At 59.5% G+C, this 22,185-nt stretch carries 22 protein-coding genes, 1 tRNA gene and 2 pseudogenes; 15 read left to right on the top strand and 10 right to left on the bottom strand.

Annotated features, from left to right (window positions below; all coding sequences use genetic code 11):
- The first annotated feature begins 361 nt into the window (after window positions 1-361).
- The 3 genes and pseudogenes from IPF36_RS32265 to IPF36_RS32260 all read left to right on the top strand — a co-directional run bounded on the left by IPF36_RS32265 (window position 362) and on the right by IPF36_RS32260 (window position 1,820).
- On the top strand, window positions 362-1,048 hold the full coding sequence (locus tag IPF36_RS32265; protein WP_195432093.1) for an HD-GYP domain-containing protein: 687 nt from the start codon (window positions 362-364) through the stop codon (window positions 1,046-1,048).
- A pseudogene (locus IPF36_RS34925) lies at window positions 1,030-1,284 on the top strand (hypothetical protein). Before IPF36_RS32265 ends, IPF36_RS34925 begins: the two are co-directional and overlap by 19 nt.
- A complete protein-coding gene (locus IPF36_RS32260; RefSeq protein WP_255519977.1) occupies window positions 1,242-1,820 on the top strand; it encodes a hypothetical protein in 579 nt (192 codons plus the stop codon). Before IPF36_RS34925 ends, IPF36_RS32260 begins: the two are co-directional and overlap by 43 nt.
- Before the next feature lie 1,022 nt (window positions 1,821-2,842).
- Here IPF36_RS32260 and IPF36_RS32255 read toward each other — a convergent pair.
- Window positions 2,843-3,943: an IS5 family transposase gene (locus IPF36_RS32255; protein ID WP_195432092.1), complete on the bottom strand. Its 1,101-nt coding sequence runs from the start codon at window positions 3,941-3,943 to the stop codon at window positions 2,843-2,845.
- A gap of 826 nt (window positions 3,944-4,769) precedes the next feature.
- Here IPF36_RS32255 and IPF36_RS32250 point away from each other — a divergent pair.
- The 4 genes from IPF36_RS32250 (at window position 4,770) to IPF36_RS32235 (ending at window position 8,620) form a co-directional block, all read left to right on the top strand.
- Window positions 4,770-4,846, top strand: a tRNA-Ile gene (locus IPF36_RS32250).
- Window positions 4,847-5,020: 174 nt separating this feature from the next.
- Window positions 5,021-6,799 carry a reverse transcriptase domain-containing protein gene (locus tag IPF36_RS32245; protein WP_218959773.1) on the top strand — a complete coding sequence of 593 codons (1,779 nt, stop codon included), beginning with the start codon at window positions 5,021-5,023 and terminating at the stop codon, window positions 6,797-6,799.
- Window positions 6,800-7,935: 1,136 nt separating this feature from the next.
- Window positions 7,936-8,247, top strand: a complete 312-nt coding sequence (locus IPF36_RS32240; RefSeq protein WP_195432090.1) for an H-NS family nucleoid-associated regulatory protein — start codon at window positions 7,936-7,938, stop codon at window positions 8,245-8,247.
- Window positions 8,248-8,326: 79 nt separating this feature from the next.
- Window positions 8,327-8,620: a hypothetical protein gene (locus IPF36_RS32235; protein WP_195432089.1), complete on the top strand. Its 294-nt coding sequence runs from the start codon at window positions 8,327-8,329 to the stop codon at window positions 8,618-8,620.
- A 313-nt stretch (window positions 8,621-8,933) separates the two neighbouring features.
- On the opposite strand, the gene IPF36_RS32230 is transcribed toward IPF36_RS32235, so the two are convergent.
- Window positions 8,934-9,134 carry a hypothetical protein gene (locus IPF36_RS32230; RefSeq protein ID WP_195432088.1) on the bottom strand — a complete coding sequence of 67 codons (201 nt, stop codon included), beginning with the start codon at window positions 9,132-9,134 and terminating at the stop codon, window positions 8,934-8,936.
- A 311-nt stretch (window positions 9,135-9,445) separates the two neighbouring features.
- Between IPF36_RS32230 and IPF36_RS32225 the strand changes: the two genes are divergently transcribed.
- A complete protein-coding gene (locus IPF36_RS32225; RefSeq protein WP_195432087.1) occupies window positions 9,446-9,904 on the top strand; it encodes a fumarate hydratase in 459 nt (152 codons plus the stop codon).
- Between the two features lie 296 nt (window positions 9,905-10,200).
- Here IPF36_RS32225 and IPF36_RS32220 read toward each other — a convergent pair whose 3' ends face one another.
- The 3 genes from IPF36_RS32220 to IPF36_RS32210 form a co-directional block, all read right to left on the bottom strand.
- Entirely contained in the window at window positions 10,201-10,461 is a 261-nt protein-coding gene (locus IPF36_RS32220; RefSeq protein ID WP_195432085.1) for a hypothetical protein, read from the bottom strand.
- Between the two features lie 19 nt (window positions 10,462-10,480).
- The gene (locus tag IPF36_RS34920) at window positions 10,481-11,359 is read right to left on the bottom strand and encodes a hypothetical protein (protein WP_255519976.1); all 879 of its coding nucleotides are present in this window, start codon (window positions 11,357-11,359) and stop codon (window positions 10,481-10,483) included.
- 202 nt (window positions 11,360-11,561) lie between these two features.
- Window positions 11,562-11,939, bottom strand: coding sequence for a PHA-granule associated protein 4 (locus IPF36_RS32210; RefSeq protein ID WP_195432083.1), 378 nt, complete (start codon window positions 11,937-11,939; stop codon window positions 11,562-11,564).
- 423 nt (window positions 11,940-12,362) lie between these two features.
- Between IPF36_RS32210 and IPF36_RS32205 the strand changes: the two genes are divergently transcribed.
- Complete coding sequence (locus IPF36_RS32205) at window positions 12,363-13,073, top strand: metallophosphoesterase (protein ID WP_195432081.1); 711 nt, start codon at window positions 12,363-12,365, stop codon at window positions 13,071-13,073.
- Between the two features lie 855 nt (window positions 13,074-13,928).
- A complete protein-coding gene (locus tag IPF36_RS32200; protein WP_195432080.1) occupies window positions 13,929-15,935 on the top strand; it encodes a GSU2403 family nucleotidyltransferase fold protein in 2,007 nt (668 codons plus the stop codon).
- A 241-nt stretch (window positions 15,936-16,176) separates the two neighbouring features.
- Here the strand turns inward: IPF36_RS32200 and IPF36_RS32195 are convergent.
- The 4 genes and pseudogenes from IPF36_RS32195 to IPF36_RS32180 all read right to left on the bottom strand — a co-directional run bounded on the left by IPF36_RS32195 (window position 16,177) and on the right by IPF36_RS32180 (window position 17,672).
- Window positions 16,177-16,402: pseudogene (locus IPF36_RS32195) on the bottom strand (type II toxin-antitoxin system RelE/ParE family toxin).
- 46 nt (window positions 16,403-16,448) lie between these two features.
- The gene (locus IPF36_RS32190; protein WP_195432076.1) at window positions 16,449-16,745 is read right to left on the bottom strand and encodes a type II toxin-antitoxin system RelB/DinJ family antitoxin; all 297 of its coding nucleotides are present in this window, start codon (window positions 16,743-16,745) and stop codon (window positions 16,449-16,451) included.
- A 266-nt stretch (window positions 16,746-17,011) separates the two neighbouring features.
- A complete protein-coding gene (locus IPF36_RS32185; RefSeq protein WP_195432074.1) occupies window positions 17,012-17,437 on the bottom strand; it encodes a DUF2442 domain-containing protein in 426 nt (141 codons plus the stop codon).
- Window positions 17,424-17,672 carry a DUF4160 domain-containing protein gene (locus IPF36_RS32180; protein WP_195432073.1) on the bottom strand — a complete coding sequence of 83 codons (249 nt, stop codon included), beginning with the start codon at window positions 17,670-17,672 and terminating at the stop codon, window positions 17,424-17,426. The genes IPF36_RS32185 and IPF36_RS32180 overlap by 14 nt, the downstream gene beginning before the upstream one ends.
- A gap of 730 nt (window positions 17,673-18,402) precedes the next feature.
- Between IPF36_RS32180 and IPF36_RS32175 the strand changes: the two genes are divergently transcribed.
- From IPF36_RS32175 to IPF36_RS32160, 4 genes are all read left to right on the top strand, one after another.
- Window positions 18,403-18,744, top strand: a complete 342-nt coding sequence (locus IPF36_RS32175) for a helix-turn-helix domain-containing protein (RefSeq protein WP_195432072.1) — start codon at window positions 18,403-18,405, stop codon at window positions 18,742-18,744.
- The gene (locus IPF36_RS32170) at window positions 18,741-19,976 is read left to right on the top strand and encodes a type II toxin-antitoxin system HipA family toxin (protein ID WP_195432071.1); all 1,236 of its coding nucleotides are present in this window, start codon (window positions 18,741-18,743) and stop codon (window positions 19,974-19,976) included. Before IPF36_RS32175 ends, IPF36_RS32170 begins: the two co-directional genes overlap by 4 nt.
- Before the next feature lie 46 nt (window positions 19,977-20,022).
- Window positions 20,023-20,352, top strand: a complete 330-nt coding sequence (locus IPF36_RS32165; protein WP_195432070.1) for a hypothetical protein — start codon at window positions 20,023-20,025, stop codon at window positions 20,350-20,352.
- Between the two features lie 122 nt (window positions 20,353-20,474).
- A complete protein-coding gene (locus tag IPF36_RS32160; RefSeq protein ID WP_195432069.1) occupies window positions 20,475-20,819 on the top strand; it encodes a hypothetical protein in 345 nt (114 codons plus the stop codon).
- A gap of 390 nt (window positions 20,820-21,209) precedes the next feature.
- On the opposite strand, the gene IPF36_RS32155 is transcribed toward IPF36_RS32160, so the two are convergent.
- A complete protein-coding gene (locus IPF36_RS32155; RefSeq protein WP_195432068.1) occupies window positions 21,210-21,752 on the bottom strand; it encodes a hypothetical protein in 543 nt (180 codons plus the stop codon).
- Window positions 21,753-21,859: 107 nt separating this feature from the next.
- On the opposite strand from IPF36_RS32155, the gene IPF36_RS32150 reads away from it, so the two are divergent.
- Window positions 21,860-22,171, top strand: a complete 312-nt coding sequence (locus tag IPF36_RS32150) for a hypothetical protein (protein ID WP_195432067.1) — start codon at window positions 21,860-21,862, stop codon at window positions 22,169-22,171.
- Window positions 22,172-22,185: the final 14 nt, after the last annotated feature.

The raw sequence follows: 22,185 nt of genomic DNA, 5'->3' as shown, positions 1-22,185 counted from the left end.
ACCTCAGTCGACTAGCTGCAGCATGAACCAGACGTGTCCGCGCTGGACAGAACACCTCAGGATGGGTAAGACCGCTGTTCCGAAGCCGGGCAGAGCGATCGCACAAGGGGCCTAGTATGGGAGCAGATTACTACCATCCAGTCCGGACCCTTGGAAATACTTGATACAAGTCAAGATTCCACCATTTCGGAAGGTGAGTCGGGACTATTCCCAGTCAGAATGGCTGGCAACTTGCTAGACTCCCCTCGCTCGAAGCAAGGGTGCGAAGCGGCCTACAGAGGCTCATCGCGGCGGATGAGTAATAAATCAAAAGACGGGTATCAAAATATCGCCGGACAATGTATTCGGCAAATTAGTCAATATGGATTACCGAGCCATTGCCACGCTTGCAAGCCTGACCCATGCGAGCTGTATGCGCTATCCGGACGCATCAGGCCATCTCATTCGTACTTCGATCATTGCGAGTTGCCTCGCAGGCATAATGGGGCTGGATGCGGCCGAACAACAATGCATTCGCCTTGCGACGCCGGTTCATGACCTCGGAAAACTGGCCATACCGGATCGTGTCCTGCTCAAGCCAGCAAAGCTGGATCCAGAGGAGCGGCGCATCATGGAGCGCCATTCACGAATTGGCGCCGAGCTGCTTGCCGGTAGTATCCATGAACTGCATCAGTATGCGTCTGTGATTGCCCGGCATCACCACGAGCGCTTTGACGGAAGCGGATACCCCGACCACCTGGTTGGCCAGAACGTCCCTTTGCCCGCTCGTGTTGTAGCGGTGGCGGACGCTTTTGACGCGATGACGGAGGCTCGCTGCTATCGCCCGTCCATGACGGACGACGAAGCAAAGGCCGTTATTTTGGAAGGAAGCGGTACGCATTTTGATCCTGTGGCTGCCCAAGCATTCCTGGGGGGATTTCCCAGCATCTTGCGGGCCCGCCGGGCGGCAAATGAACTGTTGTCGCTCGGCAGCGATGCTACGGTCGTTGCCCGGCTCTATGGCCTCACTCGCCGGGACTTTGCAGAGGGTTGGCTGACTACGGGCTGACCATGTAGGAACTGGAAGCGACGGGGTGCTTCGATCCGTCGGCCCCTCCGCCACCGCCGCCGCCAGTGGTCTGCTACCGCAACGCCGAGGGGCTGACCCGGGACGGGCAGGGAGAGATGCCGTCCTGTGATTCGCGAAGATATCCTGCGCGCGTTATGGGGTTGTCACACTCGTGTAAACCGGACGTCGTAGCTTGGCCGCCACCCGTGGGGAAGGGCGAGCGATGGACGGAATAGTTGGGCGGCTGGAGAAAACAGAAACCGGTCGGCAAGAGCTTATAGGACGAAATGGGACGCTTGACCGTCGCAGCCGCGCGCTACTCATCATGGTGGATGGGCAGACCGACTGGCGAGACCTACGCGCCCGTGGGGAACAGCTTGGGCTTGACCCCGATACGCTGGGCCAATTGCTACAAGGGGGGTTCATCAGGCTGGTCGCCGAACCTGTGCATGAAACGGCAACCCGGCTGCTGGAGAAGCAGTCTTTGGCCATCCCGCCGAAGCTGGCTGGACAGCGGCGCTCCCTTGCCGCCGCCCGGATGTATCTGATGGATGTGGCAGAACGGACTCTCGGCCGAACAGGCCACCCTATCAAGACTCGTCTGATTGAGGCCATGGACTCGGCGTCCATCGAAGAGGCCTTCCAAGAGTTTCTCGACATATTGCGTGGGAAGGCCACCCCGGCCATCGTGGATCATATCGAGGGACGCTTCCGAGACGTTCTTCCCGTCAGCAACGAGAGTGTAAGGTGTGGTTCGCCCGAGAGCGACTGAGTTCATTTGCAGAAAGCGTCGGCCGACGTAGACTTGCGGTCGCGCTATATCTCGCACGATTCACGGGATTATCCCCTGCACATCTGGCCTCTAATGGTCCATTGACACCGGGAAATGGAGCATTGGTTCGCGGTCTGCTCTCGAGAGTCCGTATACACCTTTTGCCAAAAGAGGGTCGGCCGGCTCAAGCTCCGGGCGTCCGCGGTTTCAATAGTTGAAACACGTAATGTCTGTGAACATAGTTGCACCTGTCGACGTACAGCCGCTCGTCACACTTGAGCGCTGGCGGGTCCGCGAAACAAGATCGGGTCAACGACATTTTGTGGGGTACTGCGTCGAGAACAATGAGGTTCGAGTGAGCAGCGCAATCCAATCCTTCGACAGTGAGGCAGCTGTCGGCGTAACCTCAAGCGGACGGCGATACTTGCTGTCGGGCTCGCCGTGCTTCGATGGTGAGGCTAGGCGTGTATGGGAGGAGCTGGCGGGACAGTCTGATAGCGAAGAGACTAAGGATGTCAGCATGGAATTCATGGCGCGGGGTAAGCTGTGAGAACTCATAGTGCTTGCTTTCCCCTCCCCGGGAAAAGTTCGACGGCCAAATTGGTAACGACGGACTCGTCCGGCACGGCCGCAAGGCGCCGCCTGCTACCAAAGGCGATCGAAACCGGCACGGGCAGGGCTCTAGGCTCGGCCAGAGTCCTGTCGGCGTTCGCCCGAACCCAGCTTCGGCCTACCGTCGAGGGTAGGCGCTCGGAAGCTGTGTCGATGGATAGCTACCTCTGCAGCATTGACACATCGACATGGCGGATCGGCTATCGCCCAAAGCCAGAATCTGCTGGAGCCGGATCCATGATCGGAAGTCAGCCGGCAAACTAGCAGGCTGCTGAAGTACTCGCCGCGCAAGCGGCGAAGCTTCCCCTGCAAGGCTGATTGGTTTGTGATTTTTCACAATCCGGAAGCCGAACGTCACTGCATCGACTTTATCAGCGATTTGGTACCTGATTCCGGCCTCATTACCGCGATTACGGCAACTGCGGACGGATTTGTCCCAGCGAGCGCATGCGCACGAGGTTGTAGGCGGCCATGCTCAGCACAAACATCTGGTCAACCTTCTTCAGGCCGCGCACCATCACATGGCGCATGCGCCCCACGGTCTTGGCCCAGCCAAAGCCTTGTTCGATCAACTTGCGCTTCTGCTGCGAGATCGCATAACCGGTGCTGTTGGCGATCTCGTCCGGAACGGCCGAGCGCCGCCCCGAGGTGTTCTGTGCCACGTGGGGCGTCACCTTCATCTCCAGGCATGCCTGAATGAATTCTTCGGCGTCGTAGCCCTTATCCGCGCCCACGGTGACTTCCACATCCAGGTCCTCAGCCACCTGCCTGGCATCATTTAGCATGACTTTGGCGGCCTCGCGCTCGGCATGTCCGTCCGCATTGGTGACCATCGCGCTCACCACCAGGCCGTGGCGGTTGTCGCTCAGGGTATGACCCATGTAGCGCAGTTCACTGGCGGTCTTGCCCTTGCGGTAGAGCCTGGCATCGGGATCGGTCTTGGACTCGTGCGTGTCGTTGCCGCGCTTGCGACCCTTGAAGTTGGCGCCGTCGTTGTCGTCTTCGTCGCCGCCATCCTTGCGCACGAAGCTCTTGTGGCCCGCCCACGCTTGAATCAGCGTGCCGTCGACGCTGAAGTGCTCGCCCGACAGCCAGTCCTTCTTCTGCGCGATGGCCAGCACTTCGTTGAAGAACTCGATCACCGCATCATGCTTGATCAGCCGTTCGCGGTTCTTGGTAAAGACCGTGGGCACCCAAACTGTATCGTCCATCGACAGCCCGATAAACCAGCGAAACAGCAGGTTGTATTGCGTCTGCTCCATGAGCTGGCGTTCGGAGCGAATGCTGTAGAGCACCTGCAGCAGCATGGCCCGCAGCAACTTCTCCGGCGCGATGCTGGGCCGGCCGCCCTTAATGTCGGCCTCGTACATCTGCGCGAACAACCGGTTCATCTTCACCAGCGCCAGGTTGGCCATAGTGCGGATCGAGCGCAGCGGGTGGGACTTTGGCACGAAATCATCCAGCCTCCGCATGGTGAACAGGCTTTCGGAGAAGGTGTCTGCGCCGCGCATAAATGTGAGGTTGGATGGGATCCTCAAATCAACGCTTCACCCGGCTGTCGCGCTGACTTCCGCTGGAGGTATTTCAGCAGCCTGCTAGACCTCCGCGGTAACCACTGAGCTACGCGAGGCAGAGTATTAAATCCGTCGTCCGATGACCCAAGCCTGCTATCATTCGCGCGTCGCGGGGAATCGAGAGGTAAGCCCCTTCCCTTTCAGACTTATCGGGACCAGTTGTGGTACCTGTGTAGTGAAACAGTGGGCCTGTAGCTCAGGGGTCAGTAGCAGAGAACTCATAAGTGCGCCATGGATAGGGCGCACTCTCGCTGTGGTAGTAGTACCATCCCACTGAAGCATCGTGGGTAAAACAGCGGCTTACCGCGGTGGAAACACCGCGGGATACCTAAGGGGGAAACCTTGAGGGGACAGCAGCATGCCGCGAAAAGGCAGGTGAGAGCTAATATGCAAGCTCGATAGGTCTGTCAGTTAGGCCAGTTATGGTGAAGGCTGTATTGCCAGAAGCCAAATCCGATCGGAGTACCATGCTCAACTGGTGGACACGCATGTTTACGTCCACTTCCGCGAATGAGGGGTAGCGATTATGAATACTCCTCAAGCTTCTTCGGCCGACCGACGCCCAAGTAGGGACGAAAAGGATGAGTTGGACACCTAAAACTGGAGCGCGAGAGTGTGTTAACCATGGGATTGCCTAAGGGGAGCAATCCCTAGAAGCGTGGGTTGAGACATGCAACCTACGCAGGAATGACGAAGCTGTGGCAACATGGTGGACCATTCCGGCAACGGACTATTCGGTAGTACCCGTTGTGGCAGAAATGTTGGGCCTTTAGCTCAGTCGGTAAGAGCAGAGAACTCATAATTCTTTGGTCGCAGGTTCGAGCCCTGCAAGGCCCACCAAAAATATGCCCTATACAGCCTCGGTAACGCGGGACAAGGGGAAGCGAAGATGCAAGGACGTGCTTTAGAAGTAAAAGGTTTACTCGGATGAGTAGTTCTGACCTAGAACGTCTAGAGACACTACGTAGATTAAACGCTAAACCTGGTTGGGTCAACGGTGACCTCTATAGGCTAATGTACAAACGCGACCTTTTCGTCGTGGCGTACGAAAAGCTGAAAAGCGTTCCCGGAAACATGACACCAGGGGCCGACGGAACCACGCTAGATGAGTTCTCCTTGAGGACCATTGAGAAGATCGTCGCACAGATGAGGGACGAATCGTTCCAATTTTCCCGCGCACGACGTGTCCACATCCCGAAGGCCAACGGAAAAACTCGTCCGCTAGGAATCGCTCCACCACGAGACAAAATCGTACAAGAGGTCATGAGAATGATCCTCGAAGCAATTTACGACAGCCCTCATGGAAGCAGTTTCAGTGACGACAGTCATGGCTTCAGGCCCAATCGCGGCTGCCACACAGCGCTAAAGTCTATCCGCAACACTTGGAGCGGAGTAACGTGGATCATAGAAGGCGACGTCAAAGCCGCTTTCGATTGTATTGACCATGACATTCTGATCAGCATCCTTCGTCGTCGCATCAAGGACGAGAGATTTCTTAATTTGATCAGAAAAGCACTGACGGCCGGCTACTACGAGTTCAAAAGACCCGTGGAAAGTCACGTCGGTACACCTCAGGGGTCCATAGTCTCCCCTATCCTGTGCAATATCTTCTTGCATGAACTCGATGAGTTTGTCGCAGGTTTGACTGCAACACATGAAAAGGGAGACAAGAAGCGGACCACGACCGAGTACAACTACCGTCGGAAGCAAATTGTGAAGGTGCGTTCGAAACTAAATGCTCCGACATACAATGCCGAAGAACGGAAAGAATTGCTCAGGGAATTGAAGGCGCTACTCATTGCTCAGAAGCGGTCAAGCCAAACACGGGATGACGGCTCGTTTATTCGAGTAAAGTATGTGCGATACGCCGACGATTGGTGTGTGGGAATCAATGGTCCTAAACATCTCGCCGTGCAAATTCGTGATGAGGTAAAATCCTTCATGGCGAAAAAGCTCGGGCTAACTCTTAGCATGGAGAAAACCCACATCAGGCATGCCAAGGATGAAGAAGCATTTTTCTTGGGAACCCGATTCAAAGTGGGAGCTGATTCTCAGAAAGTAGTTGGCATAACCGACAAGAACGGCCGCCACTACCAAAAGAGAGTCACCGGATGGTTACCCCAGATGTTTGCCCCATGCGACAGGCTGGTGGCGAGACTAAACTCCAGAGGATTCTGCGACAAAAACGGTAACCCAATCGCCAAAAGCGCATGGATTGCCCTCGACGACGACCAAATCGTCGCAATGGCAGGAGCGGTGCTGAGAGGGCTGGTTAATTACTACAGTTTCGTGGATAACTACTCTGATCTGCGCAGGATTCAGTACATCCTGAAATACTCGGCAGCGAAGACCCTGGCTGGGAAGCATAGGACTTCGATTAGACGAATCTTCCTCAAGCATGGGGATCAGTTGGCGATCGAGAAAACTCACTATGGGAAGACGGCATTCTTAGCCTTCCCTACCGTCTTCGATTGGACTCGCAACCCCACCAGATTCAAGGTGGGCGAGCTGCCCACGCCGGATCACGTGTTTCAACGAAATCAAAGACTGAGAACCCGTAGCAAGCTTGGGGTGAACTGCGTTATTTGTGGTTCCGACGAGAAGGTGGTAATGCACCACATTCGCCATGTTCGGAAAATGGGAGCGAAGGTTTGGGGCTTTAGCCGGCTCATGGCAACCCTGAACAGAAAACAGATTCCAGCATGCACTCCCTGTCACATAAAGGTTCATAAGGGAGTCTATGATGGCCTTAAGTTATCAGATCTGTATGATCCCATCACAGCGGCGAGGTAGCTTGAGATACGTAGGGCGCGCAAGCGCACCTTGCTGGAGAGCGTAATGCTTGGAAACCTGCACGTTGCGTTCGGAGGAAGGTAGTTGGTTTCCTGCAAAGAGCGGTTTTGCCTTCCCACCGCTCTTTGAAAGGGACTGGCTACCGATCCTACTTCTTTGGTCGCAGGTTCAAATCCTGCCAGGCCCACCAAGTACCTACATGCGACCTCGGTAATGCCGGGTGAAAGGGAAGCATTCCGGCGACCTGACTGACCGGAGTCAGCCTTGCGCTCCCGCCACGATTCGACGGCGACGGTGAGTTGCAGCGTGCGAGGCCAGGGCGAGCGCCAGAGTTGCCGCGGCACAGCGACAAGCGCGATGGCGAAGCGTAGCCGGAAGCCAGAACTGCAGCCGTTGATAGTGAGCCGCGGTGGCAACGGCTAAGGTGCAATGAATTGGGCCGCAAAAGGCGACTTGCGTCGATAATGGGTCGTCGATGCCCGCCTGCAAGCTCCCTCTGCTGAAGTCACAAGGTCTTTGGGGGCCAAAATTACGTCTTGCGGCCCAATCTGTTACACCATCAGGTCATTCCTACATAGCCGGCTTGCCTTGCCGCACGATGGGAGGTCCAATCGTCTCGCCAGCGCCTGGCTGGTGGCCAGGTTCCGGCTCAGTTCTGTGATCTCCAGAAAGCTAAGCGAGTCCAGGCTCAGACGAGCATGTCCTCGCCTTGTTCCAGGATGACCGAAGTGCGGAGATGGCGGAACAAGTCCGGCCGGCGACCCCGAGGCTGCGCTTGCGGACCTGTCCGGCGAGCGTGGGGAGAGGGATGCGGGGACGTCGGCGGACGCGGCACGGCGGTCTTAGCGTCCGTGTAGAGCACCAGGTGGAGAGCTGATCCGACCAACGAGCTAGCCAAGGCTGCGGTTGGCTTCCGCCATAGTGGATCTCTTGATGACCCGAACACGCCGGCGCAGTAACCTAGCATGTTCTGTCGGTCGCTGTCCCACATTGACTCCTGGCTATTTTCATTGAATTCAGATGGCATTACCCAGTGTTTTTCCACACACATAATCACAGAGTGAAAGTGTTTTGCGCTAAAGCTTGGTTAGCCTTAAACTATCTTCTCTCATCTCTCGACTGGAAAGGAAAATCGAATGGCATCCTATAAGGAACTCATGTCCCAGAAGAAGGCCCTCGAAGCCCAACTGGAAGAGGTACGCGCCAATGAAGTAGCGGGCGTCATCGAGAAGATTCAGACCCTGATGGCAGAGTATGGCTTGACTGTCGAAGACATTGCCAAGCGCCGTCGCGGCCGTCCAGCAGGCAGCCGTACAAGCAAGCCGAAGTCGGAACTGCCCCCTAAGTACCGCGACCCCAAAACCGGGAACACTTGGTCCGGCCGTGGTCGCCAACCGGCTTGGCTCGGTAAGAACCCCAAGAGATTCCTGATTGCAGAAGAAGCCTAAAAACCTCCGCTTCTGCACTCCAGAATGAAATTCGCCCCTGCCCGCAATGCAGGGGTTTCGTTTTTTTGAGAGCAGCACCATGTCCTTTGAAGCGATTCACGCCGAGATCATGCTTGCCCGGCCATACCTGATTCCTCGCGAACGCACAGAAAAAGGGATAAGGAATGGGTATTCTTATTGGCTGCAAGTTCCGCCCAGCAAGGAACTGCGAGTCATCCGTCTTTCCGAGGAGGGTGGCACCTATGAGCTCGTGCGTTCGGCCAGCGAGCGCAAGGCACGAGAGAGAGTACGGCAGCGTTTCACCGGCTCAGTAGCCGACCTCCTGGTCATCATTGACGAGCAGGTGGAAATCATCCGGAAAGACGAACGCTAGTAACTTTCCCCGCCTGATCAAAACGGTCAGGGACTGGATGCAATGATTCGCATCGAGCCGCCGGCTGTCGAGCCCATGGACATGCTTGCCAGCACTGCGGGGATACTGAGGCGCTGGGTAGTTAGCTTTGGCTCAATCTCAACGCGCAGCCGGCGATAACCGACAGCCAAGAAGGCAGGCTTTTCCACCGGCTCGTCACTGTAGCGGTATGGCTTTGACTTTGTCCGATGTAATCGGATCAGCGGCATTCGTCGCCAAGGACTCTTCGCGACAAATAGAGCAAAACGTGAAGAGCGCTCAATATCGAGCGGCGTTACGCAATACGGCGCACGGCTTCAAGCATGGAATACCCTTGACTCGTCAAGCGAGGATGGGCATTTGGGCTGCCGTGGCCATGCTCCATCGTCACCAGTTTGTGGACCAGCAGGCCGTCTAACTGTTCCGGTTCGAGATCGTCGATGTCTTGCGCATCGCCAAGCAGTAGCAGCGCGGCAATTTCATGCGGACTGAGCATGTCAGGCTCCTTGTCGGGGGGACGGAAAAGGAACTACGACTGCTGGTTCGTGGACGGAGTTCCACGAAGGATGACAGGAACAACACTGAGTGAACTCGGTGCGAGGACGCGCTGAGTATGCGCACACCGAGCATTGACACTAAACGCTCTTGTCCCCGGAATCAAGCGCTACGTGTGCTGCAATGCAGCGGAGGGAAGCTGAAACACATCGGATCGTTGGTTGATATTTCAGCCCTTTGGCAACCCCATGGTGAGCGCACGGATCACTGCAGATCGCGACCAAGGTTATACTCCGCGCTCCATCGATCAACATGGTCGCAGCAACCAAAGCAACCACGCCGACGAGCGCGGTTACCAAAAGGAAGCCTGTCGCAAAGAAGTTGACGGCACCGACGAAGAAGGCGAGCGTGCTCGCACGTGAAGCCCATGCAGCGAAAAAGCGCTTGCTGAAACTGCGCGCCGACACGAAGAAGGCCATTGAAGCTGCAAAGCGTGAGGTCGTGAAAGCCACTGAAGCCGCAAAGTCCGCAGCGCGTTTTGAGAAGCAAGCCGCAAAGGACAAGCTCGCGGCGAAAAAAGCGAAGGCTGTAGGCGTCAAGAAGGCTTCCGGCAAAGCTGCCGCCACGAAGGTCGCCTCGAAAAAGGCTGCTGGTAGCAAAGCCGCCGCGACTGTTGTGCCGAAGAAGGCTGCGGTGAAGTCCGCAACGAAGAAGCGAGCCCCGGCGAAAAAGGTGGCACAGACCGTCGTGACACCCGAAGCTTCGGCGTGATCTTTCGCCTCAACTGAGTTGGCCTTCGGCAACCGGTCGATTGGGCAGGAAGGGCGCTCACCGGCGCCCCGTTTTGATCGCCCCAGCCAGGCCGCACAGAGCGCGCCGTGGCAAGCAGCAACGTGCCGCGCCATGAGGTCAACTCCGCATGCCGAGCGCTAGATCCATGCCCATGACATCGCTCTGCGACTGTGCGTACCCATTTCTGCGAACAGGGAAGAGGGACGTCTCCTGATGTGGGCCTTCGTGCCGCTGCGCGACGCGTGGAGCAGGCCATGCATCAGTTCAGAGATTCTCTATTCCTTTTTGCGTTGCGAGGTTTGGCAAGCGACCGAAACACTGTCTCGTTGAGCAAGAATGACCGACCGGTCGGTTGGCGCGCCAAGATGATTACTGGTGGCGGGAGCAACTTCAGCATGGTCATGTGACAACCCGTGGTGGCTGCGCAGGCGCTTGAAATTGCCGATCACCGCCGTCCCCAGGACACGGATGTTAACGCCGCGCGCGCTCTTCCGCGAGGTGGAGAGCAATTTTTTGTGCCCTGCGAGTGCGAGCAAACGCGAAAATCCGGAGACGTTACCGCGTACGGATGTAGGCCTCGAAGAGGCCCGCGTGCAGGCCGCGTAAGTCCTTTCGCCGTTCCAGCAAATCTTGCTGGCAGCCCTGGCGCTCAAGGGTCAACAGATCCAGCATGATCCGAAATCCCTTTTCGGGTAATGTGCCCGTCGAGGGCTCGGACGCGCGTAAGAGGGCAGCAAGTCCGGGTTTTTCGGCCAAGGACCAGGCGGGAAGCCAGCTTATATCCTCGGTTGTGCCGTCACCGTCGAAATTCGCATCGAACCGCCGGCGCAGCGCCAGCAATGACGAATCCCCGAGCGTTTGTATGAGCGCGCCGAGCTTCTTCGGGGATAGCCAGGCAAGCTCGGCCAAGAGTGGCCATGCCGGGTCTAGCCCCTGGAGCCGGTAGACCGTCTCGGCCATCCAGGCGAGGGGAGTTGGAATTCGTCGCCATGACCCGATTCGCTTGATGCTGTCGCATGCCGCAGTCCATTCCGCAGCGCGCATCCATAGGGGTGCCGCATGCCATTCGGGCATCTCCCGGTGAAACGGCAATTGAGAGGCGGCCCGGGCGACAGCACGCCACAGCGGTAGGCACCAAGCCATGCCCGCTGCGTCGCCGAAAGCTCGGCGCGCTGCCGGCATGCTCGGCAAACACCACGCTTCGCAGGTGTCGCGCAGTGCCGTGTGAGTCGCGAAGTGTTCGTGGACAGGAGCCTCCAACACACCGACAAGTGTCTCCAGGGTCGGCACAAGCGTGTCGTCGGGATATTCCGCGACCAGGCGCTGCAGTGCTTCACTCCCGGCGGCGGCATTGCGTTGCTCCAGCGCTGTGAGCACGTCGTTGCGAAGCATGACATCGCGGCCATCTTCAAAAAGATCGAGCTGATTCGTCACGGCGTTCCCGTTGGTAGTCAGATTGCGCCCCTGCAGGACCGGCCCGACATCGCCGGGCACAACAAGTCTTCAGGGATGGTAGCTGCTGCCACGACGACGGGCAATCCGCAACGGGCCAACCAGATCTCAATGTGATAAGCGCTACCCGAGGGCGGCCGGGCAAATCAAGGCGCGACTCGCGGCGCTGATTCTGCCTTGGACTTCAGGACTCCGTCCATGCAGCATCGACATCCCTCATTAGATGTCCAGCGAGGATGTAGTCGCCGAGCTTCTCCGCTTTTCCCTCCAGGCGCTCCAAGTCAGCCGCTGGTAGCAAGCTGAGCTCAAATTGGCAGTAAAGATTGCGCTGGCGGAACGTCAACTTTGGACGACTCAGTCCGGCAACGAGTGCGGCGGGCGAGCTGACGGCAATACTCTCATGGCCGCGATATTGGACACGTATGCCAAGCTTTCCGCCCAGCCTGCCCAGCTCAATCGCATCCTGCCATCCTGATTCGTAGTCCAAATCCACGACCGTGACGCCCACTGTTTCCAGGAGCTTTAGTGCTTCGCCTTTGGTCGCAGCCAGAGCTGTCGCCATTGCCGCCTCCCCTGCTCGTAGGGCCTGTGGCGCTTCGCGCGCTTCGACGGCCCAGATATATATTGCATAGCAACATTGTAAGCGGGGAACGGTCAACTCCGTCAGGTCTTGTTGTCTCGCGTACCGCTTTGACTTAAGCACCTGGACCCGTCGAGGCAGTAACCTTGCGCGGGCGCCGTCGCGATTACGCCTTCGACAGACTGGTGATCAGGTAGATTGGTGATCCTTCAGGGATAATCGGGTGACAGCGGACCGCCACTTTGCCAACGGAGCGCGCCCGACAGGTCATGCACCGTTGCACGAGGTCAAACGGGGCGCGTTTACCCAGACCGTGGCCGAGACCCATGGCGGGCCTATACCCGCCGGCCGTTCAGGTTCACCGCCGTCGATTCCATCGAACCAAGTCACCTATCCCAAAGACCGATGTCCGAAGGCCACGTATTCATTTGCGGCGACCCCCATGGCGAGTTCGGCCCGCTGATTGAAAGCGTCCACCGTCACCGCCCCGAGGCGGTGGTGCTCGCTGGCGACATCCAGGCCAGGCGCCCACTGGATGAAGAGCTCGCCAGCATCCTTCCTCTGACGCAGGTGTGGTGGATTCCTGGCAATCACGACACCGACAGCGATGCCGACTACGACAACCTGTTCGGCTCGGGCCTGGCCGACCGGAACCTGGATGGGAGGGTGGTCACGATCGCAGGCCTTCGGATTGCCGGGTTGGGAGGGATTTTTCGCGGCCAGGTCTGGATGCCGCCCGAACCATCGCGCGTAGAGAGCGCCACTGACTATCTGGCCAAATGTGGGAAGGGGAATTACTGGCGGGGCGGTCTGCCGCGGCGCCATCGCAGCACGATCTTCCCGCAGACCTACAACGCGTTATTGAGTCAGCATGCGGATGTCCTGGTCAGCCACGAGGCTCCGGCTTGCCACCCGCACGGGTTCGAGGCGATTGACATGCTCATCGAAGCAATGGGTGTGCAACGCGCTTTCCACGGCCATCACCACGAATCCACGGCTTATCCGACCACAGGACCGTGCCGCATTTTCGGTCTCGGTGCGTGCGCGGTGGCCACGATCGACGGAGCGTTCTTGCCCAGCGTCCTGACTTCTCCGGATCAAGACGAAGGAGGCTAGACCGGCGGTTGAGGTTCACTGGCAACGCTATTGGGCGCCAGCGGGCCGGGCAAACGACTGGCGCGTTTGCGGATTGTGCACGATGGTCAGACCGCCCGCAGGTCGACATGACACCGGCAGATCCGGTGATCGATCGCCCGCGCAGCGGCGGCTGCCGTCGGCAAGTTGGACGCGCCGGTTGCCAGATGGTGCGTGCGACCAAAAAAACAGCCCTCGCTCCGATGGAGGAGAGCCGCAGAACGTCCAAGAAGAAATCGGGTAACACCTTGCGGCGCCACCCACATTCAGTATCCACCAGGTGGCCGTGGACGGCAATCCAGCCTGCGCCGCGCAGTTCCTGTTCGGGAAAAAAGAACCCGCGCTCATCAGGGGACGGGCGCGGGTGGTAGCAGGCCTACCGGAGCAGGATACGGCGATATAAACATCGTGCAACACAGGATTAGCAGCCATTTTTACCGGCAGTTCTTTTGCCAGCGAAAAAATTGTCACGTAGCGGGCAGACAATGGAACGATGGGTGGAGCTTCCTCGACCTTGCAGGGCCGCCGCGCTTCGATGCTGTTTGAGTGTTCGGCGCTGCGCCTTGAGTCGGATTGCACTGGCTCGCCGGAGAATTCGCAAGCGCAGCGGACGTTGAACGCGAGGGTAGGGCGTTGAAAGCGGGACGCAAGAGGCGAACTAATCATGCACACCCGCGAGTTGAACCGCGAATCGCTATGTGGCGTAATCGATACATGATTACTTGGCGTCCGCCCTGATGGATCGGTAGTAGTATCTTTTTGCTATTTCCGCCGTCTGATTGCCGATGCGCAGTCCCGGCCCTCAGACCATGGGTGAGGTGAATCTGAATAGCCGAGATGATTAACTATTACAACACTCTCGGCGTTTCGCCTGGTGCGACCGAGGCGGAGATCCGAGCCGCCTACAGACGGCTCGCGATGAAATTTCATCCCGACCGACAGCATGGCAAGTCTGAACGGGAAAAGAAGCAAGCCGAGGAGAAATTCAAGGAAATTGAGGAGGCTAACCGCATCCTTGGCGACGCCCAGAAGCGCGCGCAGTACGACCCTAACCAGAGCAATGGCTCGACTCGCAGCGGGAACCCTTGGTGGTCCGGGCCGGACGGAGATGACGCTAGTTTCGAAGACTTCTTTCGCCAACAGTTTCACCGGAGCCACCATAGACGTCGCCAATCTAAGCCGCCGCCTGTAAAAGGCGAGGACATCCGCTGCAAGGCGTCGATCGACGCTGACACGGCGCTCCGTGGTGGCCAGACAACCATCGAAGTCAAAGTTGACGACATATGCCCGTCTTGCGGGGGCTCAGGGGAAACGGACTCTCCCGTCACGTGTGAAAAATGCGACGGCCACGGGTGGTATCCATCCGCGGATGGCTGGGAGCGGCGTACCTGTAGCAAGTGCAAGGGGTCGGGGGTCGATTGGCGCTGCAGCGCGTGCAAAGGGAAGGGTGCACGCAAACAGACCCGGCACTTCAACATCCAAGTGCCGCCGAACACCCCAGCCGGTCGGGTCCTTCGTGCAGTCGGTGGCGGCATGCCAGGGGAGTTCGGTGGCGCGGCCGGGGACCTGCTCTGCGAAATCCGGGTGGTGAAGTCCGGGTCGACATACCTGAAGGGTCTCGACATCCACTGCGAGGTCAAGATCGATTGCATCACGGCGTGGCTCGGAGGGAAGGCCACCATCGAGATCGTGGGACGCACCTTCGAGGTAGACGTCCCGCCGAATACGGGCAGCGGCAAATCGTTGCGCATTGCCGGCAAGGGCCTGCGTGACGCCAAGACTGGCCGGAGGGGAGACGCCATAGCGAAGGTGGTCTTGACCCTGCCGAAGGGGCCGTTCGCGGAAGCGCAGCTCGATCACCTGCGCCGGTTTGCCGGGCGCGAACCCGTCATCAAGGCGCGGCCGGAGCCGGCGAAGAAGGAGCCAACGCAAGAGCGTCCGGCGAGGCCCGCTCCCGCACCTGAACCGCCCCGCGAAGCGAATCACGACGGTGCGAGTGCCAACAAGGCCCCAGAGCAAGCGAACTCTTCATCTGAGCGTCGCAAGTTCCAATGCGGCGGCTTCGAAGTCCGCCCTCTGGAGCGCCTTGAGTTGGACCAGCAGGGCGTTGCACGTCAGCGTTTTGCGGAATGGGAGGCCGCCGTGCGCGCCGAGGAATCGCGGGAGACCCGCCCAGGCTGCGCCGCGGCCAAGCGGCGGGAACTGACGCGAACCGAAACCGAAATATCTGCATACGCGCCTGGCAATACCCCACTGATTCTGGTTCAGCTGTTGGAGGCATTCCGCCGAGCGGGCTTCGCGGAGACGATCTCGGTGATCGGGAACTACGCAATCCTTGCCTATGCATCCGCCGCGGGCTGCCGCATCGAAGATGCCGTCAGACTCGGGCTATACAACAAGCGCGTGCAGTTCGTCACGGCGAAGCTCATCGCAGAGGCAGTCATCCTGCCCGCACTCCAGGCAGTGGATCCGACCTTCATCCTCGCCCCCAGGATGGGGGCCTGCGTGCGCGGGCGAAACGAAGTCGGCTTCGTGGTCGACATCATTGGCGCCGTGCAAGCGAGCACAGCGGAAGCGACGCTGTCGACCACGATTGCGGATGACAGTGGGGCGGCCATGTCATATGGGATCACCAAGCTCCTGCGTGGCGGTCGGGTAAGCACGATTGTCTTTACCAAAACGGGCGTCATGGAGCGCCTGACCGCGATCTCCCCCGAGTCCTTCTGCTCGTTCAAGGGATGGATCGCCGCCCAGCCAGGGGTGCCAGAGGAGAAGCGAAAGTTCTGCCAGAATTTGACGGCGCTGGCGGCCAAGCTGGGCGAAGGACTCGTGCTTAGCCCCTGAGTTCGGCAGTCACATCCAATGCGTGGCAACCATCTCAAAAAGGCAGTCGACAAGCTACCGCGACGACCAGCGTCGAAGCCGGCGCGCCGTGTTTGCGCGTCCTGGACGCGACGTCAGGCAGCGTGAGCGCTTGGAGGTTTCAGGCGGTCTGTCACGCAAAAGGCTGGCGGGTTCGCCGAGGGCGAAGCCGAAGGCGCGTCGCAGTAGGGCGATGCACCCATTTTTTTGGTCAGTTCCTGGCTCAACCGGGCGACGGCCATTGCTGCGCGGCATGGAGTACCCGCAGGATCCGGATGGTGGTGGCATCCACGGCGTACACGACCAGGTAGTTGGCCGCCACGACCATCTCGCGCGTGCTCGCGACGCGCGCCGGCTCGGTACAGCTCGGGGTGTTCCGGCAGCCGTGCCGCTTTCGCTTCGAGATCGTCCTTCAGGCTCTGGGCCGCATCCGGATTCTCATCCGAGATGTAGTCAACGCTGGCGAGAAGATCGGCCCTGGCCTACCGCGTCCATTCAACCGCGCGCACGGCGTTTCCGGTCGATCAGCGCCTGAACGTCGTCCATGACCTGGTCATGTGGGAGCGGCGGGGCCGGGGCGGTCAGCGCTTGCTGGACCTTGGCGCGGAACCAAGCATCATAGGTCTCGGGATCCGTCGTCAGACCGGGCGGCAGCCCGCCCTCCTTGGCGATCCGTGTCAACAGGATGCGAACTGCGTCGGACACGGTTAGGCCGACGCTGGCGAGGTTTTGCGTGGCCCGGGCTTTCAGGTCGTCGTCCACCCGGATGTGTAGCATTGAAGTATGCGCCATGGAAATCTCCTATGCTTTGACCCACATTACGCATCTCAATTGAAATGCAACCAAGGTGGCAAGCGCAGGACCGTGGTATCCGCATGCGCCACGCCACGTCAGCGAGTCATTGTCCGGGCGTTGGTTGGCATAATTTGTTCCCGCTGGTCGCCCGTCACGTAGCTGCAGGCGCCAGCCACCATTCACTTCGGCCGGCCGCAGGTTAATTCGCAACGATAGTGCGTCAAGGTTGGCCCTGCTGAAGCGCTTCAGGGGCGCTCTTTGTTTCACGCGGCGGCAGGCAACTTGCTTTTGCGGGGGCGTCCGCCAAGCCTACCGTTTTCCCTCGCAGCCGCCGCCTTGGCAGCCGTCGAGGCCGCACCTCCGCGTTTGCCCAGTTCTGACGCCATCCAACGCTTGGAGCCGAGAAAACCGTCAAGCAGCGCCGGCAGATACAGATCCGCGTCCAGGTGGGGGAAATGGATGCCAAGCCCCGAGGGGCTGATCTCGGCGTCGGCCAGGTCCGCCGGGTGAGCGTGTTCCAGACCCTGCGCCGCTTTGGGCGAAAATGCCAGTTCAAGGCCGGATGCCAGCGCGATCACCACGCGCGAGACGCGCCGGTCATAGCGCACCGACACCACCGCCGGGAAGGAGGCCTTTTTGGCCGCGCCGCGCGCATTTGCAGCGGCCAGCACGTCGTCAGCAATTTCCATGGATGCCTCTCCAGTCGCGGCACAACGCCGCCAAATGGGCGATCAGCGCGTCGACGATTTTCCCCAAGTCCCTGGCCGAAAAGCCATAGTTCTCGCGCAGTTCTGGCGGCCCCTTCGGGCAGTGCAGATTGAAGACAGCTTCGCAGCCTTTGCCCATCACGTGGACATGGGCCGGGCGATGGTCGTTGGGGTAAATCACCACGCGCAGGCCGAAAATCGATAAGACCGTTGGCATTGATTGTACCAAACCTAAGCAGCTTGGGTTATTAGTTGCCGTGATCTTACAACGGCCTGGTGCCTATGACTAGTTCGCCATACGCGGATTCGCACGCGGACGGCGCTGGAGGGGCTAAGGCCCGGCTCTGGTTCGATTGCGGCAGCGCTCGTCAGCCGAGCCCATGCGGCCCGGCACAAAATTACGCAATCCAACGGCCCGCGTCCGTTTGCTTAATTTTGTTCCTGCTGGTCGCCCGCCAGTTGGCCGTTTCCGAGGCACCGGGAACAATTTTATGCAAAGAAACTTTGCAGAATATTGTTCCTCCAGGCGACGTTTTGCGTAATTTTGTTCCTTTTCTCAACGGATCGGTCAGTCGCTGCCTGGCCTGCCGCGGCGTGCGAAGCCACGGACGCGCGCCGTCAGGGGCCCCGTGCGCGCCCCGCGCGCTCACGGTGCCAAGCCGGCGGCACGCCGGTGAGGCTGGAAGGGCGGCCGTCACGGGTCAGGCCCCCTTCCCGCGACGTTCTTTGGTCTGGCCCATGGGGCCAGGAACAAAATCCTGCAAAAATCGGGAACAAGTTTGTGCAAACCGACGGGAGGGTTGGACCGAAGGCACTATGTGACGCTTATTTAACATAATAAATGTTATACGAAACGAGGCGTATACATCACTATCGACGCCTTGCATGCGGAGAAAAGCAAATGATACGTTCTGTTTTTAGTGGTTTGAGCTATTATTGTTTCCATCATGCCAAGAAAAGCCAGCGCCGTTTCCACCCTACCTGGTCCGGTCAGCCGGTCGCTGATCCAGCTCGGCCTCAACCTGCAAGTTGCCCGCAAGCGACGCAAAGAAACGATGGCGGCCTTCGCCGAGCGGATGCAGGTTTCAGTTCCGACGCTCCGGAAGATGGAGCAAGGCGATCCAACAGTGTCCATCGCCGTTTATGCCATGGCGCTCTGGCTGGTCGGGCGCCTCAAATGGCTTCCTGAGATTGCGAATCCTGCCGCGGATGAGGTCGCGCTGGATCTGGAGATCTCCCGCGTGCAACGGCCTGCTGCCAAGTCGCAGTCCCAGTGGAAGAAAGTATGAACGACCACCTGTACGTTTGGTTCTACCGACCTCACAGCCCTGAACCGGTGCTCTGCGGCCGCCTGGATCTGATCGGTGGTCGGCAGTGTCTGTTCTCGTACGCGCCTGAGTATTTGCAGCGGAAGGACGCCATCGCGCTCTCGCCAGACTTGCCTCTCCGTGATGGCAAGTATTCGGCGCCGTCTGGCCTGGAACTACACCCTGTCTTCGAAGACGCCGGACCGGACCGCTGGGGACGGCGCGTTATCGATCGGGCCTTCAACCCACGCAGACGCGCGGCGATTGACTACCTGGCCTTGGCCGGCGAGGACCGGATCGGCGCGCTCGGCTTTGCCGATCTTGCGGATGGGTATGAGGTCAATCATCCCACCGTGTTCCATCGCGGGGACCTGCCAGGACTGCTGGAGGCAGCGCGGGCCGTCGAACTGCAGTTGCCAATTGACGATCGTCTTCGCCAGTTGCTGCGACCTGGCGGCACCGCCGGCGGCGCCCGTCCCAAGGCGATTGTCGATGATGAAGGAAGCTCCTGGATCGCCAAGTTCCCAGCCGAGGGCGACGAGGTGGATTTCTGCGCGATCGAGCATGCCTCACTTGTGCTGGCGCAAGCGTGCGGCATCGAGGCGCCCGAGTCCAGACTCGTACAGTTGGGCAGGAAAAACACGCTCCTGGTCAAGCGGTTTGACCGGGAACCTGGCGGCGACCGCATCCACTTCGCGAGTGCTCGCACGCTGCTGCTTGCCGATGGCATCCCGGAGGAACAAATGTCCTATGCAGACATCGCCGAGGTGGCGCGCCGCTATTCGCCCGCGCCTCTCGACGACTGTCTCCAAATGTTCCGACGCATGGTCCTGAACATCCTCATCGAAAACACGGACGACCATGCGAAGAATCACGCCTTCCTGCATCAAGGTGGCGAAAACTGGCGGCTGTCGCCGGTCTATGACATCCAGCCGCAATTGCAAGGCATTCCCTACCAGCAGCTGATTGTCGGCGATCACGGCACTGACCCGACGCTGGAAAATGCCCTATCCCACGCCACCCGCTTCATGCTCACGCCCGCGGAGGCACACGCTGAAGTCGAGCAGATTCTGGACATTGTTTCTGGATGGAGGGACACTTTCGCGGAAGCCGGCGTTTCTGAGCAAGACATCGAGGCCTGCGCACGCTACATGATGCGTGACACCAACCGTCCCCCATTGCCTACGCGCCGTCGCACCCAGAGGAATGCCTAGGCACTAAGCGCCCGCCCCCGAGGGATTTGTCCAAGGAGATCCGCCGGTGACCTCGAGAGATGAGGAACGTGAGCTACTGGAAAGGTGCACGGCCGCCGCCCGTGGACTGGCCGTGGCCGGCAATCAGCGGGAGGCAAACGTTTTCCGGCTCGCCGCGATGATTCTGAGTCCGAATCTGCCGGTCGAATCTCGCCGCCTCATGGTTGCGAGCGAGCTCTACTTCGCGGAGCACCCGGATCACCTGGTTCCGTCCGTCGATGTCGTGCGCAATGGCTGGATCATCGGCTTGCCGCGCCTGCGGGACATGCTGACGGCGCAGCTCCGTCCCCAGGACCCGGTCCCAGTCAAGCTGGAACGCAGGCCGAGGCAGTCATGACCGATCACCCCATAGGCCCCAGCGCGTAGCATTGAGGGGCTGTGCCAGGCGCCGCTGGTTTTTCCAGATGGACAACTTCGACCCGAAAACGGGCCTGTACTAACCGAATCGACCCGTGACATATGCCAGATCGACTTTTAGCCCTTGTCCGAGCGTTGGAGGCCCACCAGGTCAGAAATCCGGAAAACTGTCCATGGCTGACCGACGACCGATTCCTCGCATCAACAGACGGAAAAACCGTTGATCTAGTTGATGCCATCGACGCTGAAGCTCGCGCGGTGCTGTGCAATGGCGACGGCACGGCAAATCCTCATGTGCTGCTGGCGCTGCGAAACTTGATAGATGTGGGCGAGGGCCAGGACCCTCACGATCCGGCCATGGCGGCGGTAATCATCTCCTGTGCTCATGGGCGCCTCGCTATACCAATTTTCTCCAGCGAGCTTTCTCTAGGAAAGCTGAGAAGTTGATGCGCCGCGAATGCTTGCGCCGCCTCGCTGCGGACGTTCAGCCTATGCTGTCCAAGCGCAGCCTGGCGCGGCCGCTTTCGACCCGAAACGGGTCACCGTGCTCTTGGGAGCGTACTAAGGCTATCTACCTGCTTGCGCAGACACGTGCCAGGCCCGGCCGACCTTTCAGAGCCACAGCAAGCTGCATTAATCGTCGCGTCTCATTGTCGTAACCGCTCAGATCTGGGATGCCCGGCGAGCCTTGCTGCAAAGTGATCTGCCGGTTCAGACACGCGCCATAGGCGACAGGTCCGTCTTGGGTCCGATAACGGTATTTTGCCACGCTCCCCAAGGGCTTTAACTCCGGCGGTCAGTGCTCGGTCTATCGCAATATTGCGGTTGACCTTGGTCTCACGGCCGGCGCCGCTGCTGTCGCCTCCGGCGCTGTACCGCACGCTGCGTTTCCCAGTCCGCGAAGATAGCCGCCAACTCCGGCGCGTTGTGCCACTCTTCCGCAATCTCCCGCTTTACCTCTCCGATCCACGTCACCAGCTCGAACAGCTGCTCGCGCGCCTGCGCCTCCAGCTCGGCCAGCGCGTAAGCCGTCACCGGGCTCTTTTCGGCTGCCGTGCGGCCTGTCGTGGCGAACGCCGCGAGCGCCGCGCGCCCGTCAATGCCGCGCCCCAGGAGACGCTGGGCACAGTGCAGCGCCACCGTTGGTGTGACATCGAGCGTGGTGGACGCCAGCCGGCGAAATACCAGGCGCCGCTTGGCGCGCTTGATGGCCGCCGCGACCGCCGCACCGCACCGCGTGCTGGCCAGGAACTCGAGCTGGCGAACCGTATCGGGATCCGGCAGGATGGGCCGCCCGTCGCTGGCGCGCCCGATGCGCTGCAGCTCCAGCAGGCGGCGGGCATACGCCCCGCGGATTTCGGCCTCGCACTCGTCGGTCATGGTGGTTTGATTCGGGATATGCCTATCACATATATGTGTTAGGACTATCTTGATTGGAATGCAAGCCCTGCCTTGTGTCGCCGCCCGGCGCGCGCGAGACTGGCGCCATGCCCCGCGTCGCCCCGCTCTCTCTCGCTGACGTGCAGCCCATGCTGGCCAAGCGCAGCATGGCACTGCCGCGCACGGGCGCTTGGCACTTCGAGTTGAAGATGGACGGGTATAGGATGCTGGCGGCCACGGCGCCGTTTGCGTTGAAGACTCGCGGCGGCGCCGATGCGACCACCTGGTTTCCGGAGCTGCGCGACGCGCTCGCACGCCTGCCGCTCGGCGCGCATATCCTGGACGGCGAGGTGACCGTGCTCGATGACATTGGCGAGGGTCGGCCGGAATTCGTGAAATTTTCGCCAAAGTTGCCTTAAGCATTTGATCCGAA

Source organism: Cupriavidus sp. IK-TO18 (assembly GCF_015549295.1).
GTDB lineage: Bacteria > Pseudomonadota > Gammaproteobacteria > Burkholderiales > Burkholderiaceae > Cupriavidus > Cupriavidus oxalaticus_A.
Note: the sequence above shows the minus strand (reverse complement) of the source record. Positions and strands in the feature narration are given on the sequence as shown.